The 16,676-nt window shown below is 44.7% G+C and carries 14 protein-coding genes and 2 tRNA genes; 10 read left to right on the top strand and 6 right to left on the bottom strand.

Going from position 1 to position 16,676, the window contains the following annotated elements; all coding sequences use genetic code 11:
- Nucleotides 1–26: 26 nt before the first annotated feature.
- Together QE357_RS11940 and QE357_RS11945 are read right to left on the bottom strand one after the other, a co-directional pair.
- Nucleotides 27–1,901, bottom strand: coding sequence for an ATP-binding protein (locus QE357_RS11940; protein WP_309711372.1), 1,875 nt, complete (start codon nt 1,899–1,901; stop codon nt 27–29).
- A gap of 15 nt (nt 1,902–1,916) precedes the next feature.
- On the bottom strand, nt 1,917–3,521 hold the full coding sequence (locus tag QE357_RS11945; protein WP_309707678.1) for a PAS domain S-box protein: 1,605 nt from the start codon (nt 3,519–3,521) through the stop codon (nt 1,917–1,919).
- 495 nt (nt 3,522–4,016) lie between these two features.
- On the opposite strand from QE357_RS11945, the gene QE357_RS11950 reads away from it, so the two are divergent.
- Nucleotides 4,017–4,442 carry a response regulator gene (locus QE357_RS11950; protein WP_106638296.1) on the top strand — a complete coding sequence of 142 codons (426 nt, stop codon included), beginning with the start codon at nt 4,017–4,019 and terminating at the stop codon, nt 4,440–4,442.
- A gap of 96 nt (nt 4,443–4,538) precedes the next feature.
- Here the strand turns inward: QE357_RS11950 and QE357_RS11955 are convergent.
- A tRNA-Val gene (locus QE357_RS11955) sits at nt 4,539–4,613 on the bottom strand.
- 30 nt (nt 4,614–4,643) lie between these two features.
- A complete protein-coding gene (locus tag QE357_RS11960; protein WP_309707680.1) occupies nt 4,644–5,951 on the bottom strand; it encodes an MFS transporter in 1,308 nt (435 codons plus the stop codon).
- Nucleotides 5,952–6,428: 477 nt separating this feature from the next.
- On the opposite strand from QE357_RS11960, the gene QE357_RS11965 reads away from it, so the two are divergent.
- The 6 genes from QE357_RS11965 to QE357_RS11990 all read left to right on the top strand — a co-directional run bounded on the left by QE357_RS11965 (nt 6,429) and on the right by QE357_RS11990 (nt 12,099).
- The gene (locus QE357_RS11965) at nt 6,429–6,866 is read left to right on the top strand and encodes a response regulator (RefSeq protein WP_157830462.1); all 438 of its coding nucleotides are present in this window, start codon (nt 6,429–6,431) and stop codon (nt 6,864–6,866) included.
- Between the two features lie 77 nt (nt 6,867–6,943).
- A complete protein-coding gene (locus QE357_RS11970) occupies nt 6,944–7,354 on the top strand; it encodes a response regulator (RefSeq protein WP_106638294.1) in 411 nt (136 codons plus the stop codon).
- Nucleotides 7,355–7,743: 389 nt separating this feature from the next.
- Nucleotides 7,744–8,262, top strand: a complete 519-nt coding sequence (locus tag QE357_RS11975; protein WP_106638293.1) for a (2Fe-2S)-binding protein — start codon at nt 7,744–7,746, stop codon at nt 8,260–8,262.
- Entirely contained in the window at nt 8,262–9,251 is a 990-nt protein-coding gene (locus tag QE357_RS11980; protein ID WP_106638292.1) for a xanthine dehydrogenase family protein subunit M, read from the top strand. Before QE357_RS11975 ends, QE357_RS11980 begins: the two co-directional genes overlap by 1 nt.
- The gene (locus tag QE357_RS11985) at nt 9,248–11,500 is read left to right on the top strand and encodes a xanthine dehydrogenase family protein molybdopterin-binding subunit (protein WP_106638291.1); all 2,253 of its coding nucleotides are present in this window, start codon (nt 9,248–9,250) and stop codon (nt 11,498–11,500) included. Before QE357_RS11980 ends, QE357_RS11985 begins: the two co-directional genes overlap by 4 nt.
- Before the next feature lie 125 nt (nt 11,501–11,625).
- The gene (locus QE357_RS11990) at nt 11,626–12,099 is read left to right on the top strand and encodes a GNAT family N-acetyltransferase (RefSeq protein ID WP_309707686.1); all 474 of its coding nucleotides are present in this window, start codon (nt 11,626–11,628) and stop codon (nt 12,097–12,099) included.
- Here the strand turns inward: QE357_RS11990 and QE357_RS11995 are convergent.
- Nucleotides 12,094–13,560: a gluconokinase gene (locus QE357_RS11995; RefSeq protein WP_309707688.1), complete on the bottom strand. Its 1,467-nt coding sequence runs from the start codon at nt 13,558–13,560 to the stop codon at nt 12,094–12,096. The two genes, QE357_RS11990 and QE357_RS11995, sit on opposite strands and share 6 nt — an antisense overlap.
- A 137-nt stretch (nt 13,561–13,697) precedes the next feature.
- On the opposite strand from QE357_RS11995, the gene QE357_RS12000 reads away from it, so the two are divergent.
- Nucleotides 13,698–14,567 (top strand): nucleoside phosphorylase, encoded by an 870-nt coding sequence (locus QE357_RS12000; protein WP_106638288.1) that lies wholly within the window; start codon nt 13,698–13,700, stop codon nt 14,565–14,567.
- Nucleotides 14,568–14,824: 257 nt separating this feature from the next.
- Here QE357_RS12000 and QE357_RS12005 read toward each other — a convergent pair whose 3' ends face one another.
- Nucleotides 14,825–15,586: a YwqG family protein gene (locus tag QE357_RS12005; protein WP_106638287.1), complete on the bottom strand. Its 762-nt coding sequence runs from the start codon at nt 15,584–15,586 to the stop codon at nt 14,825–14,827.
- Between the two features lie 250 nt (nt 15,587–15,836).
- On the opposite strand from QE357_RS12005, the gene QE357_RS12010 reads away from it, so the two are divergent.
- Together QE357_RS12010 and QE357_RS12015 are read left to right on the top strand one after the other, a co-directional pair.
- Nucleotides 15,837–15,910 (top strand) — tRNA-Cys (locus QE357_RS12010).
- 38 nt (nt 15,911–15,948) lie between these two features.
- Nucleotides 15,949–16,563: a redoxin domain-containing protein gene (locus QE357_RS12015; RefSeq protein WP_106638286.1), complete on the top strand. Its 615-nt coding sequence runs from the start codon at nt 15,949–15,951 to the stop codon at nt 16,561–16,563.
- Nucleotides 16,564–16,676 lie beyond the last annotated feature (113 nt).

Raw genomic sequence — 16,676 nt, forward strand, 5'->3', positions numbered from 1 at the left:
CTTTTTTTATCCTGAAAAGAGCCTTTTTAATGAAGCTCATAAGGCACATGGTCTGACTTAATAATCTGTTTTTCAGGAAGTATGATATGAAACACCGATCCCTTGCCCTCCTCAGATTCTGCCCATAACACCCCGCCGTGATTAATGGCGATTTTTTTACACAAGGCCAGCCCTACACCCGTTCCCGGGTACGTCTCGCGGGTGTGAAGTCGTTTGAATACTTCAAAAATCTGTTCTTTGTATTGAGCCTGAAAGCCAATCCCATTGTCACTAACCGTCACATCATAATACCGCTCCTCTTTAAAAATCAAGCCTTGCTGTTTTACCTCTTCCGCAGACATTACCCGGCAGGCAATGATTACCTGGGGCGTTTCACCGGGTCTGGTAAACTTAAGGGCATTACTGATCAGATTATAAAACAGTTGGTTCATCTGTAACGAAACGGCTTCGATCTGAGGCAGACGATCTACTTGAATGCGGGCCGCTTTTTCCTGAATGGATAATTCAAAATCACTAATCACATTTCGAATTACCTCATTGAGATCGGTCATCGTATAAACCCGATCGGACTTTAGCAAGCGGGAGAATTCCAGCAGATCTTTGATTAATAAGGTCATTCGTTCGGAAGAATTAACAACCTTTGCCAGCGAAGTCCGGGCTGCTTCTGGCAGTTGGGGCATTTCCTGAATAATCCCCGAAAACATTCGGATTTTACGCAACGGCTCCTGTAAATCATGGGAAGCCACGTAAGCGTATTGCTCCAGTTCCTGATTAGAGGCCTGCAATAACTCGTTGGCTTTCTGCAATTCCATCGTTCGGATGCTCACCAACCGTTCCAGCTCTTTTGCCGTGCGTTTTTCGGCGGTGACGTCCCGAACAGTTCCACTTAGCAAATACGGTTTTCCCTGCTGATCGTAAGAAACTTTCCCCTGAGCCTGAACGCTTCTTTCTTCACCTGTTTTCAGATGAATTACCCGAAATTCAATGGAGTAATGATCTTTCATACCAGGGGTTAAGACCTGCTTGATCACGCCAGAAACCCGTTCACGATCTTCTGGATGTACGGCTGACATGAAAGCAGAAAAGCCATGGCTGGAATTTTCAAAACCAAACCAGTCTGAAACCCGATCCGAATACGTGAGGGTATCCGTCACCAAATGGCGGCTCCAGGTTCCTAACTCGGCCAGAGCAATGGCGGACCGGAGGTTTTGTTCAGCATCCTGTAACTGCTGTTTGGCATTTACCAGAGCCGTAACGTCGGTAGCCGTATTCATAACTCCATAAATTACCCCGTTCGAATTCCGAAGTGCTTTATACACAAAGCTGAAATAATGGGTTTGGAGTTTGCCGCCAATCATCAGATCCACCCGATCTTCCGTAGCGACATACGGCACTCCCGTCTGATATACCTGATCGAGTAATTTGTAAAATTCCTGAGAATCGAGTTCTGGCAATACTTCCCGAAAGGTTTTCCCAATCACGGAAGCATCCCGGCCCCAGGTATCCAGCACGGCCTGATTAGCCATGCGAATTCTCATTTCAGTTCCTTCGTAAATGGCAATAGGCGTAGGCGAATTGACAATAAAACTACGGAAACGCTCTTCGCTAAACTGTAACTCTTTCTTTGATTTAATCTGATCGGTAACTTCGGTAGCTACAATACTTACGCCTATGATTTGTTCATCGGAATCACGTACAGCTGCATAAACGAAGTTAAAGTAACAGGCTACTTTTTGCCCATTACGAATGACCTGCGTCAAGATTTCGTATCCGTAAAAAGGCTTACCCGTTCGATATACGTCCCGTAAAAGCTCCAGAAATCCCTGTCCTCTTAACTCAGGTAATGCGTCCATTAGGGGCATACCAATGATCTTCTCATCTTTCCCCCACAGGTTCAGAATGGATTCATTAGCGGTTTATATGACCATATCCCAGCCTTTTAAAAGGCCAATGGCCACCGGAGCCTGTCCGACGAGGTTTCGAAAACGACTTTCGCTTTCACTTAAAGCCTGCTGGGTCAGGATTTCTTTTCGCAGGTCCCGCAGCATAAACCCTCTTGCGATGGGTTCATTGTTAGACTCATCCCGAATAAGAATACCGTTGGCGTAAACCGGAATAATTTCACCCGTTTTGAAGTGCCGAATCTGAATTTCACCCGCCCAGTACCCTTCTATGACCATAGCGGGCAAAACGGTTTTTTCAAAAGACTGATATTCCTCGGTCGAAAAAAACTCAGAAATTCTGCGGCTTAGTATTAAATCTTCAGCTTCAATCCCGGCCAGTTTTTGCCCCGCCTGATTAATGTAGGTCAGATCACCATGTAGCGTAAAAATCGCCATGAATTCCGAGCTATTTTCAACTAAAGCCAGTAAACGTTTCTGTTGATCTCGGGCCGATACTTCTTCTGTAACGTCCTGGATAATCGAGAAAAATCGGCTTTCTTTGGGCTCATCCCCCAGGATCAGTGTGGTATGTAAAACAACCCAGATCACTTTGCCATCTTTCCGAATGTATCGTTTTTGTTGCGTAAATGTGGTTTCTTTCCCCTTAATCAGGCTATTAACCCAGGGCCGATGGTTAAGGTCTTCGGGATAAGTAATGAGTTTATAATTCCCCTGATACAATTCATCGGCGGCGTAACCGGTCAGCTCAGTAAAAGCTTTGTTGACCAGAAGAAAATTACCATCTGTATCTGCAATAACGATACCGAGCAGGGCATAGTCGAAGGCCGCCTGAAACTGCTTTTCCACATTTTTCAGAGCGGATTCTTTTCGTTTGTCTTCGGTAATGTCCCGCACAGCACCCGTGAAATAATCGATAATTCCCTCGGGACTATAATAAGCCTTTCCAATCAGCCGAATGTGTAACGTCTGATTGGGCAATACGTAGCGAAAATCAATGCTGGCGGCATCGGCTGTGCCGGCTTTTTGCGGGTTCTCTATTCCCGCTTTCAGTACAGGGAGGTCCTCCGGGTGCACGTGGGAAAGGAAATCATCTAATAACAACGAAGAATCAGCCGAATGAAATAATTTTTGGCATTGAGCGTCCCAGGTAATCATGCGATTTTTGAGAGACATGCTCCATATCCCAACGCCCGCAGAAAGTAGAGCCAGACTGATGTATTCTTTATACTGTTGGTACTCTTCCTTTAAACCCTTAGTCTCTGTCAAATCCTCCAGCGTACCAACCATGCGACCCACACCTCCTTCTTCTCTCACCAAATAGGCTTTGGCCCGCACATAAGCCCAGGTTTGGTTCGGCAGTAGTAAACGAAACTCTTCCGACCAGACATCCTGGTTACTTTTAAATGCTTTTTTTAGCTCTGATCGAACATTAAAAACATCTTCAGGATGAATTCTGTTTTGAATATATTTTTTCAGCGATTGCCCTTCTTCCAGAGGTAAAGAACCAAAATTCGCTTCAAAATCATCATTATTCCACCACTGATCAGTCTTCAAATTCCAGTCCCAGTTTGCCTGGGGAGCTAGCCGGGCCAGCCATTCGGTTCGATCCTTACTCATACTATTACTCGGTTCTTTTTTCGGCTGGCATTACTCACGTAATACAGTTGAAGACAAATCTGTATATATCTTATTTTTATGGTAAACTAACAAGTTTCGATTCTGTTTGATCTCTGCGTCAATTCTGATTTTATATACCAAAGCGACTCCCTTTTCATCTATTCGTTTGACTCCGTTTTTATTGGTTTAGATAAGTCCTTATGTGCGAATACCTTAGAAGGGTTATTGTGTAATTATGCCTGATTCCATTAGGGCTTCGGGAAAGAAGACGTGTTATAAAGTTTTTTATCAATTGTGTAAAAAACGGTTTATCAAGGCTATACTAGTCCCTCACAAATCAATAACGACTTAACAATTAATCAATTTTTATTATACTATTTAGTAGTAAATTGTTACCTTTGGAGCTTCATTCATCGATCGGTTTGTTTCCTCCTCTATCTAGATTCAGTATAAGTATTTCACTAGAATTACTTTCCACATTTTAATAGCCACCGCATGTTCATTAAGCCCTTGTTTTTAATTGTTGAAGATGATGAGGACGATCGAGATTTATTAAAGCTGGCGTATGAAGAAGGGGACTACGATTGTGAATTAGTTTTTGCAGAAGATGGTCACCAGGCCATTGAATTATTACAACAGTTACACACCTTACCAAGCATTGCTTTGCTTGATATTAATATGCCGCGAATGGGTGGACTGGATTTACTGGAAAAAATAAAGTCTTCTTCCGATTGGAGAAAGATGCCGGTTCTTATGCTCAGCACTACCTCTCGTTCTGAAACGATTTCGCAGGCTTATTCCATGGGAGCCAATTCTTACATTGTTAAGCCTAATAGCTTTCGGGATTTACATAAAATCTGGGATGCCGTTTACCATTTCTGGACTCGCACCGTGCAGTTACCGCCTTCGAAAGCTAGCTAAAAACCATACACTGATCATCCGTTTTTGGACGGATTTGATAGAGCGTTACCAAAGAAAAAGTCCTCTCCGTTTGCACCGAGAGGACTTTTCTTTTTGTGGAACATGAGGGATTCGAACCCACGACCCCTACCCTGTCAAGGTAATACTCTAAACCAACTGAGCTAATGTTCCAACAGCGTTTTGAGTCGCAAAAGTAATACATTAAAGTGAAATAAAGGCTTTTTTCTGCTTCTGTAAGGTAATAATTCGCATCAATACGATTAAACCCACGACAAAAACGGCAGCGATAACCAGCACACTGTATCGCATAGAGCCGGTTAGCTGAATAACGACGCCAAAGGCGAGGGTGCCGATGACCGTAGAAATTTTATCACAAACGTCGTAGAAACTGAAAAACGAAGCCGTATCGTTGGTATTAACCGGTAATAGCTTCGCGTAAGTGGATCGGGATAAGGCCTGAATACCTCCCATCACCAATCCTACAATAAAAGCTAATACGTAAAACTGACTGCCCGTCTGCACGAAAAAAGCCCCCAGGCAAATGCCAATCCAGATGACCACAGCGATGATTAAGGCCTTGAAGTTACCCAGTTTTGCCGAGCATTTGGCAAACAGCCAGGCCCCCAGAATAGCAACCAGCTGAATGACCAGTAATACCGCAATAAGTGACCCAGAGTCGAGATGTAACTCTTTGTCGCCGAACAAGGTAGCTAGATACATCACCGTCTGAACGCCCATGTTGTAACAAAAATAAGCCATCAGAAAACGTTTCAGAATGGGCATATTCTGAAGCTGGCCCATGACATGCTTTAGCTGACGAAAGCCATTAAAAAGCCAGTTCCCTTCAGCCTTTTTCTCAGAAGCTATTTCGGGCAGATTGGCAAACGTGTACTGAGCAAAGCCAGCCCACCAGATTCCGACGGAAAGAAAAGCAATGCGGGGAGGCAGGCTATCGTCTATGATGCCGTACCATTCTGGTTTCAAGACCATAGTTAAGTTGAAAATTAACAGAATTACACTCCCCACATAACCCATCGAAAAACCTCGGGCACTAACCGCATCGTAGCGGTCTTCGGTTACTATTTCGGGTAAGAAAGAGTTGTAAAAGACGATGCTTCCGGCCCAGCCCACCAGCGAAAAAATAAAGTAAAATGTAGAGCTGATGTAATTCTCTTTAGTGAAGAAAAAAAGCAGGGCACAGTTGATGGCTCCCAGGTAACAGAAGAACTTCATGAAAAGCTTTTTGCGACCAGAATAGTCGGCAATCGCTGAAAATAAAGGACTTGTCAGGGCAATGATGAGAAATGCAGCCGAGACTGCGTAGGAAAAGACCACCGAATTTTGAAATTCGAAACCCCAGAAATTAACCAGATCAGGATGTTTGGTAACGGCAGTAGCTCCAAAGTAAATGGGAAAAATGGCGGTTACAATGACGAGTGCATGTACGGAGTTGGCCCAGTCGTAAAAGCACCAGGCCCGAATTACTTTAGGATCATTTCTAATCAGCATATAGCTTTACAATTTGGAAAAAACACAGAAATAGGTTTAGTGTGTGAATACTCAACTATGCATGAGCAGTGACTTTGTTTACTTTCATTTTTAACTCACCAGGTTGAGTAATTGGGGTGTAAGTAGGTAAATTTCTTTAATACTCAGCATATTTCCAGGAATCCGAGATCGAATATGAACCTTTTCAAGCCTAAAAGTAGTTAAGAATTACAAACGATCCTGTCTTCACTTTTTTCAATCAATCCCTTCCTATAGTTTAGAATTTTATTTATAATTAATATATAATTAGTTTAGTCATTGTCAATTCGATACCTTTGGCTATGCTTCTTTAATGTATTGCTGATTATAGCGATATTATACGCTTCCGCCATAGTTCAGGTAAGGTTGTTGTGCATGATGTCTCAAGCTTTTTTGCTAAATCAAGTGCAAACCAGTGAATCAGACTCCTGATGCTTTTTCACAAATCTTATGCTCACTATGAATAACAAGCCTCTTTTTTTAGTAGTAGATGATGATCAGGACGATCGGGATTTACTGGGGATGGCTTATAACGAAGGGACTTATAACTGTGATCTTGTTTTTGCAGAAAGTGGTCAACAGGCTCTGGACATTCTGGATAAATCCGCTGTTCAACCCTCTTTATTACTCCTCGATATCAATATGCCCGGCATGAATGGGTTGGAGTTACTTCAAAAACTGAAAGTTTCTGAACGCTACCGGGTTATGCCGATTGTGATTCTGACTACTTCCAGCAACTCCAAGACTATTGACGCGGCCTACCACATGGGAGCTAATTCTTATCTGATAAAACCAGATAATTTTAATAAGCTTTCCAAGGTATGGGACTCGTTGTACCATTTCTGGACTAGTACCGCCAAACTACCGATCTCCAGCACTTCTTTTATTGCAAGCTAGATTTTTATGTCTATGTTTGCTCTCTTATACGAAACTAACTACGGGACATCATTCCCAACTACCAATAACTAACAATCATGAAGCCCAAACCGCTCTTTCTGGTTGTAGAAGATAACGCCGATCACCGTTTTCTTTTGGAATGGAGTTATCAAAAAAGTAACCAAAGCTGTAATATTCTTTTTGCTGAAGATGGACTCAAGGCCATGGAAATTCTTGAAAATTCGCCAGTAAAGCCTGCTTTGATGCTTCTCGATTATGAACTTCCTTACCTGACAGGTCTCGAAGTAATGTCCCGGCTAAAGGGCTCCCCGCAATGGAAGCATTTACCCATTGTGATGATGTCCGCCAATGATGATCCGAAATTAGTTAATCAGGCTTACATCGCTGGTGCCAATTCTTTCCTGGGCAAACCCCAGAATTACGACGATTTCAAAAAAATCTGGAGCCTGGTTTTTGAATTCTGGTCATTAACGGCCAAGTTACCCTAGCTCGGTTACTCTATAAATAATTGTTAGTTAATAAATTGCTGTTCAGCATTTTACTGACGAACCATCTATTATTAACTAATTACAAGAACTTACATCTGATTCCTACAAATCATTCCTGATGGTCAGGAATGATTTTTTTTGCCCCTATTAAAAATGATAGAGGCCATGATGTTCATTATTCTTATCCTTACTGCCGTCGTATTGGTTTCGCTGGTGAATTCCGTGCGAATCATCAGCCGCGAAAATTCCTCAGAATTTTAGTTTCTTCTCTTTCCTGAGCTAAATTCTTCTGGTGCTGGGGTATCCATTGCCGCGTTTCCGAAAATAATTCACTGGAACATAGTTTTACCCGAAGGTAATTAATCATTATCCAACGAAACCTTAAAGCTATGTCCCTAGTCATTGATACCGAGCCCCGGACCGGGGTTTCGTCAACGAGCTCCATTACTTTAAAAATTAATGGATCAGAAAAACGCATTTCCATTGCTCCCTGGACTACTCTACTCGATGCCCTGCGGGAACATCTGGATATGACCGGAACGAAAAAAGGTTGCGACCACGGTCAGTGCGGAGCCTGTACGGTGCTGGTGAATGGGAAACGCATTAACTCCTGTCTTACCCTGGCTGTCATGCAGGAAGGCAATGAAATTCAGACGATTGAAGGCCTTTCAAAGGGAAACGAACTTCATCCGCTTCAGGAAGCTTTTATTGAACATGATGCCTTTCAGTGCGGCTATTGCACGCCCGGACAAATTTGTTCAGCCGTAGGATTAATGAATGAAGGCAAAGCTCACAACGCCAGCGAAATTCGGGAATTGATGAGCGGTAATCTCTGCCGCTGCGGTGCTTATACTAACATTGTGGACGCCATTGAGGAAGTGATTAATAAAGAAGGGAGGAATGCCTAATGAATCCATTTGCCTACACACGAGCTTATGGCGTAGATACCGCCCTGAATGAAAAAACGGAACGTGCTCACTACATTGGTGGGGGTACGAATCTGATTGATTTGATGAAGGAAAACGTCATGCATTCGCAGTTGCTCATTGATGTGAACCATCTGCCTTTTCATGAAATCGAAGAAACGGAATCCGGTGGCCTGCTACTTGGAGCCATGATGACTAACGCAGAAACGGCATATCATCCACTGATTGAAGAGCGTTACCCCCTATTGGCAAAAGCCATTCTTGCCGGAGCTTCCCCTCAGTTGCGGAACATGGCTACCAATGGAGGTAACCTCATGCAACGCACCCGCTGTTATTACTTCTACGATACGGCTACGCCCTGTAACAAACGCGAACCCGGTTCGGGCTGTTCAGCTATCAATGGATACAATCGGATTCATGCCATTCTTGGTACTAGTTCTGAATGTATCGCTACCCATCCTTCCGATATGTGCGTAGCTCTGGCAGCTCTGGACGCAACCGTTCACGTCAGTGGCCGCAATGGGGATCGAACCATTGCCTTTAACGATTTCCATCGCTTGCCGGAAATGCATCCAGAAAAAGACAATACCCTGGAGTCCGATGAATTAATTACGGGAATTGAGTTACCAGAAAAAGGATTCAAAGATCACTTTACGTATATCAAAATCCGGGATCGTCAGTCCTATGCCTTTGCCTTAGTGTCGGTAGCTGCTGCTCTGGAACTGGACGGAGATACCATTACTGATGCCCGTATAGCTCTCGGTGGCGTGGCTCATAAACCCTGGCGAGATCAGGGAGCTGAATCGTTACTGAAAGGCAAAAAAGCGACAGAAGAGAATTTTGAACAGGTTGCGGAAACAATCCTGGCAAACGCCCAGGGGTATGGTCATAACACGTTCAAGATTGAGTTGGCCAAACGAGCCATCATCCGAGCCTTATCTGAAGCCACCGAAAACGTACATCTTTCATGAGTAATAAATATATCGGCCAGGCGACGCGTCGGGTAGACGGTCGGGCCAAAGTAACGGGACAAGCCAAGTATGCCGCCGAATTTCAAACCGAAGATCTGGCGTATGGCGTGGTTGTTTCCAGCACCATTGCTAAAGGCAAAATAACGGCTATCGATACTTCTGAAGCCCTGGCTTTAGAGGGAGTGATTCAGGTTTTTACGCATAACAATGTCTCAGGTCTGGCCTGGTTTGATAAAAGTTATAAAGACCAGGACTCGCCGCCGGGCTCTCCCTTTCGTCCTCTGAACGGGCCGGAAATTAAATTCAGTCAGCAACCCATTGCTTTGGTAGTGGCTGAAACGTTTGAGTTGGCTCGTTATGCCGCTACACTGGTTAAGGTAGACTACGAAACCGAAGGCCCGGTTGAGGTAGAAATTCGGGATCATCTCGATAAAGCTTTCGATCCCGGTAAGGGAAAACAGGGGTATAAGAAACCTAAAAACCGAGGCAATTTTGCGAAGGAATTTGCGAAGTCTGACGTCCGGTTCGAGACCAGTTATTACCACGGAGCGGAACACCACAATCCCATGGAAATGCATGCTTCGACGGTTATTTACGAAGCTGACGATCATCTAACGATTTACGACAAAACCCAGGGAGTATTTAACAGCCAGAATTACGTAACCGGAATTTTTGGTTTGTCGAAGAAACGGGTTCGGATCGTCTCTCCTTTTGTGGGTGGAGCTTTTGGCTCGGGCTTACGTCCCCAATATCAACTATTTATGGCAACGCTGGCTGCGTTAGAATTAAAGCGTTCGGTACGGGTTACCCTTACCCGCCAGCAAATGTTTTCCTTCGGCCACCGCCCGGCAACGCTACAGAAATTGTCACTGGGAGCGTCTCAGGATGGCACCTTACAGGCCCTGAATCACGCGGCCTATTCTGAAACGTCCCGTTTTGAAAATTATACAGAGACCATTGTAGACTGGTCGGGAGCGATGTATAAGTGCGATAACGTTTCCTACGACTATAAGCTCATTGCGGGTGATTTGTACACGCCCCTGGATATGCGGGCTCCCGGAGCAGCAACGGGAGTGTATGCCATCGAATGTGCAATGGATGAACTGGCTTATAAACTCCGCATGGATCCGGTGGAATTACGTTTAAAAAATTACACCGAAGAAGACGCCAATCAGGGCAAGCCTTATTCAAGCAAGGAATTGAAAGCCTGTTTCCAGCAGGGAGCCGAGAAGTTCGGTTGGTCGAAGCGGACCCCGGAACCCCGATCCATGCGGGATGGTAAAACATTGATTGGCTGGGGCATGGCCACGGGTATGTGGGATGCCATGTTCGTTCCCTCCCGAGCGAAGGCATTTTTATCGGCAGATGGAAAGCTGACGGTAAGCAGCGGAACTTCCGATATTGGAACCGGCACTTATACCATCATGACGCAGATTGCAGCTGAAACGCTTGGAATGCCCATGGAGCAAGTGACTTTCAAGTTAGGTGATTCGTCCCTGCCCCTTGCCTACCTGGAAGGCGGTTCGGCGACGGCAGCGTCCGTAGGAAATGCCGTTCGGATTACCTGCGAGAATATTCGGGAAAAGTTACTTAAGCTACTTTCCCGTACCAGTTACGCTCCTTTGGCTGACCGCCCGCAGGAAGATCTGGAATTTGCTGATGGAAAAATTCGCCTCAAAGCGGATCCTGAGATTTGTATCTCCTACTCCGATATTCTGAAGCAGGCGGGTGAAAACTACCTGGAGGATACTTCGACAGCCTTACCCAACATGCTCAAGCAAATGGATTATGCCCGGAACACACACTCGGCCGTTTTTGTAGAAGTTCGGGTAGATGAAGATTTCGGAACGGTTCGGGTGAGTCGAATGGTCAGTGCTATCGCTGGCGGTAAAATTCTCAATCCGAAGACAGCCCGTAGCCAGATCTTGGGAGGAATGGTTTGGGGCATTAGTAAGGCTCTGGAAGAAGAAAGCCAGGTAGATTCAAACTTTGGCCGATTTATGAACCATAACTACGCCGAATATCATATTCCCGTCAATGCAGACATTCCGGCTGAGATGGAAGTGATCTTCGTCGAAGAAAATGATGATGTCGTAAATCCGATGGGCATTAAAGGCCTGGGCGAAATTGGTGTTGTTGGCGTAGCTCCGGCCATCGTCAACGCTATTTTCCACGCCACGGGCAAACGCATCCACGAATTACCCGTCACCCTGGACAAGATCATTATGGAAGATCTGGTTGTAGAGTAGTCAATTCTTCGGTAATAAAAAGGCCAGCCTGAAACGTTTCAGGCTGGCCTTTTGTATATAATCTAATAATGATTTATAAAACAAAAACGAATCAAAAACTCAAAACTCTAAACCCAAGACAATAAATGGTAACCCTTCGATACAGTCCTTTTCCCCCTGAAGACGTTGAAAAAATTCGATCTATTTTTAATCAGTATGCTCTGGGTTTGGGTATAGATTTATCGTTTCAGAATTTCGAGCACGAGTTACAGATATTACCTGAGTTATACGGTTCTCCTGCTGGATGCGTCATTCTGGCCGAGGACGAAAACGATCAGGTGGTGGGTTGCGTGGCCCTTAAACCCCTAAAAGAATCCGGCATTTGCGAAATGAAACGCTTGTTCGTCCATCCTAGTCAACGCGGCACCGGATTGGGCCGAAAACTGGCCGAGGAAGTCATCCATTACGCCACAAAAGCGGGCTATCAGACCATGAAACTTGATAGTCTGGAACGATTAACCTCCGCTATTCGTCTTTACCAATCACTGGGATTCGAGCCCACAGAACCTTACGTTTTCAATCCCCTGGCTGAGGTGGTTTACATGAAGCTTGATCTATAATGATTTAGTCGCTTCGTACAGCTTCATGAATCGCTCAAAAATTTGCTGGTATTGAGCCGCGTTCTCTGGATTAGGCTTGAACGAACGATCCACCTTCAGACCTTTCAGCTTTTCCTGATGGTCCTGAATAAATCCGGCGGCTTTCATGCCCATCAAGGCAGCCCCCCAGGCACCAGCTTCTACGCTTTCGGGCAAACAAACCGTTTTTCCGCACACATCGGCCAGCATCTGCACCCAGCGTTCGCTCTTGGCAAAACCACCCGAAGCGTAGATTTCATGCACGTCTTCCCGTTCTTCCAGAATCCGAACGATGGAATACGTATGCAGGCAAATACCTTCCAGAACGGCCCGAATGAAATGGGCTGAAGTGTGCTGAAGCGTCAGCCCGTAAAAACTACCTTTGGCGTGAACATTCCAGATCGGAGCCCGCTCACCGAGTAAGTACGGCAGGAACACTAAATCTAGTGAGCCCACGGGAATTTCCGATGCTTTCTCGGTAAGTTCATCTTCCGACTGCCCCGGGAAAAATTCATCCCGTAACCATTGAAAAACCACTCCACCGGAGTTGGTTCCTCCCCCAATGATATACGTCTCTTCATCCAGTAAATAGCAGAACGTCCGTTTCTGATTGTCCAGAATGGGCTTTTTCGAACTTACCCGCACGGCTCCGCTGGTGCCGATGGTAATGGCTACCCGACCGGGCGTTACGGCCCCTGTTCCGAGATTAGCCAGGCAACCATCCGAAGCTCCGATTACCCACTGCGTATCTTTTACTTTTTCGATGGATGATTCGTATAAATCCAGTACCCCATGATTGATTTCCGAAACGGAATAATAGGTAGAAACGGGTTTGGAAAGCTTATCAGCCGTGATGCCAGCGGTCTTCAGAGCCAGTTCGTTCCACACAAGCTTATGGATATCAAACATCGCCGTAGCCGAGGCCAGGGAATAATCAATGACCCATTCCCCCGTGAGCTTATACCAGATGTATTCTTTGATTCCAACAAATTTGAAGGCCGTTTGAATCAGGTTTGGCTCGTGTTTTTGCCACCACATTAACTTACAAAGCGGAATCATCGGATGGAGGGGCGTTCCGCAGGCTTCGTAAATTTGTTTACCTGTTTCACTATGGACTAAAGAATCTGCTTCTTCCGTAGCTCGATTATCCGCCCAGATGATCAGATTAGTGAGCGGATTTCCCTCCTCATCTACCGCCATCAGGCTATGCATGGCCGCACAAAACGTGATCGTCCGAACGGGAGCATCCAGTTCCTTGATAACCTTTTGTAAACAATTCTCTACAGCTTCCCAGATTACCCCAGCGTCCATTTCGCTAAAATCAGGTTCCGGGTGAATCATTTCATACCCCTGATTATGCTGACTTTTTACCACTCCTGAATCATCAAAAGCAACGGCTTTGGTGTTCGTGGTTCCGATATCTATTCCAATCCAGTATTCCAACGTTTTTTCTGATTATGATATACCCATGAACCTATTCACTGGTTTTGGTATAATTCTGTTAAGTTTAGGCGGAGGAACCCATCGCGGCCTCCCTAATCGTTTCTCAAACTTAGTACTTTCATTGATTTGTAAAAGCCATGCCCTATCCTGCTTCTGAATTAATTCTTAATCCCGACGGTAGTATTTATCACTTAAAACTCTTGCCAGAAGATGTAGCAGATACCGTAATCGTCGTTGGAGACCCCGACCGGGTCGGAATGATTTCCCAATTTTTTGATCGGATTGAAATAAAAAAACAGCACCGCGAGTTTGTAACGCACACTGGTTCTATTGGCAAAAAGCGGTTAACCGTGGTTTCTTCAGGCATTGGTTCGGATAATGTAGAGATCGTCATGACGGAACTAGATGCCGTTCGGAACATTGATCTTAAACGTCGCGAACCGCTGCCTTCTCTTAATCCTCTGAAAATCATCCGCATTGGTACTTCAGGAAGTTTGCAATACGATATTCCGGTGGGATCGGTAGTGGCATCCAGCTCAGGCGTGGGTCTGGACGGCTTACTTGATTTTTATGATACCGACGAATCACGCTGGTATCCCGAATTTTGTCAGGAATTAAAAGATTCCCTGCAATTAAGGTTACAGCCTTACGCCGTTGATGGCTCTCAAACTTTACTCGATGGGTTCACTACCCGACTCATTCCCAACGTTTTTGCCGGGATCACGTTAACTTGCCCCGGCTTTTACGCCCCGCAGGGACGCAGCCTTCGATTGGCCCCGAAAATTCTTAATAGCATCGACACGCTGAATCAGTTCAACTGGAATGGGAATCGAATCACCAACTTCGAAATGGAAACAGCAGCTTATTATTTATTTGGAAAAATGCTCGGACACGAAATGCTTTCACTGAGTGCTATTGTAGCGAATCGGGTCAGTAACGAGTTTGCTCCTGCCCCGGAGCAAGTCGTTCAAAAACTAATCCGCGATACTCTGGACTGGTTGATTTAGCGGTTGTTAGTTGTTAGCGGCCGCCGCTGCGGTTGTTAGTTGTTAGTTGTTAGTTGTTAGTTGTTTATCAAATAAATTTATTTCTCAAAAAATAGCCCGATCATGCCACTGCCAGCTTTTTCGCTGGCAGTGGCATGATCGAACTACTTCTTCAGTAAGCTGGACGTGTTTGGCTGGCAGCGGTAGAAGGCAACATTTACCTCATTCAAAAAAAGGAACAAAACCATCTGATTCTGTTCCTTTTAGTGTATCAATCATTAGTAGCAATCCCAATAGAAGTAGGCCTTTGAAAAGTCCTTCTTCTTTAGATCATCTGGATTAATAAACACGTTAGCTACGCCTGAATCGCCAAACATGATCTTTTCATCGCTATCAATTTGTAATAACAGCAAATCATTTTTCTTAGACGGGCTGTAAGATCTAACATCCTGCTGTGTGAAATAGGCATACCCTCCTACTTTACTGCCCCCCGATGTAAAAAAGGTGCCCAGTTGTTTTGCATCTTCTTCAGCTAATGATTCTTCAAAATCCCAATAGTCCTGTTCACCAAACATATAATCAAACCGCTCGTCTGCTACACCACCATATTCTACGCTTTTTTCAAACTGCAAGGCGTGCTCGCTTAAAATGGGACTGTCCAGGTAAAAATCATCCGTTAGAAAAGAAAAGTCTTTCTGATGTTCCTGCGTCAAATCTTCATGGTATAAAACGGCGTATTCCTCCATGTCATACCAATCGTCGGGTGATACGAATAATTGCAGAATACCCTCGGAAGGGTACTCAGGTAAAGAAGGGAGTTCCGAAAAATTAATCTGAGCCAGTAGAATCATGGGGGTTCCCTTACTGTCTTCGGGATAATCCACACCGACCGGAAGAAAAGGCAGGCCTAAAAATTTGCTTTGCGTAATACTTAAGGACTCGCCATTGGCAATTGGAGTAGCATTGATCAGTACCGTCTCCATCTTATATTTCTCCAGGTCTGCCTGATAGGGACTAAGAAATTCGGGAAAGTTCATCATGACTTATAGGTGAGTAGGATCGTAAAACTTATGATCTGTAGGCTATTTTTCTTTGCTGAAGTTACAGGGTAATGAATGACTGCATTCTCCGTACGTATTCTTTTTTTAAGACTTATACTCTAACTATTTGATTACTAAATACCTATCTTACTCTCATAAGTGACTTTATAAATTTCTAAAAAATTATTACTCTACTAGTTCTATAGATAATATATTTTCATATATATTTGCATCATCCAACCACAACACGGGCTGTGTGGTCGAGTGGTGAGGCAGAAGCCTGCAAAGCTTCCGACGCGGGTTCGAGTCCCGCCACAGCCACCAGATCGCATCCTCCTGACAGACTATAAACGCTTATTGCCATGTTATACGAAATTGAAGATGAAGCGGGGCAAATTAATACAGTAAAAATTAAGCCTCTGATTAATAAACGACCCGAACGCGTAAGCCCTTTCAAGGAAGGTCAGACGGTTCCCTCCTTTTCGCTAAAAGCGAGCTCTGGGGTCTGGAATGCCTCGTTGGCAGATCAGTTTCAAAGTCGGCATGAGCTAAGTCTGGCAGAACTGGTTCAGAAAAAACCGTTGGTATTGAGTTTCTATTGCCCCTGCTGGAACGCCTATGCTCCCAAGCATTTACGGGTGCTGCAAACGCTCAACCAAAGCATCAAGGGATTAGGTGGCGAGTTACTGGTACTTTCCAACGAGCCTGCTCCTATGCTGCAACAATTGGCTGATTACGAAGACCTGGATTTTAATCTGGCTTATGATCGCCACAATCAGATTGCCCGCAGTTTCGGGGTTTACTCTGATTTTCACCCCCTTTGGGAACGGGTCTCCGGTATTTCCGACGACGCCTATATTCCCGCCGTTTACGTCATTAACCGTCAGCGAAAAATCGTCTATGACTTTGTTGACGAAAACCTCGAACTAGCTCCCAATGCCCGGGCCTTACTAACTGCCCTATACGTTAATCGTTAGTTAGTACGAGAGATAAGGTTTTACTTAACCAAAACCATGTTCTGTTTTTCAGAATTTGACTATTATTAAGTAAGTGTGTATGCAATCAAGGAAAAAAATGCCACTGGATCTTC

Source organism: Siphonobacter sp. SORGH_AS_0500, assembly GCF_031453245.1.
Lineage (GTDB): Bacteria > Bacteroidota > Bacteroidia > Cytophagales > Spirosomataceae > Siphonobacter.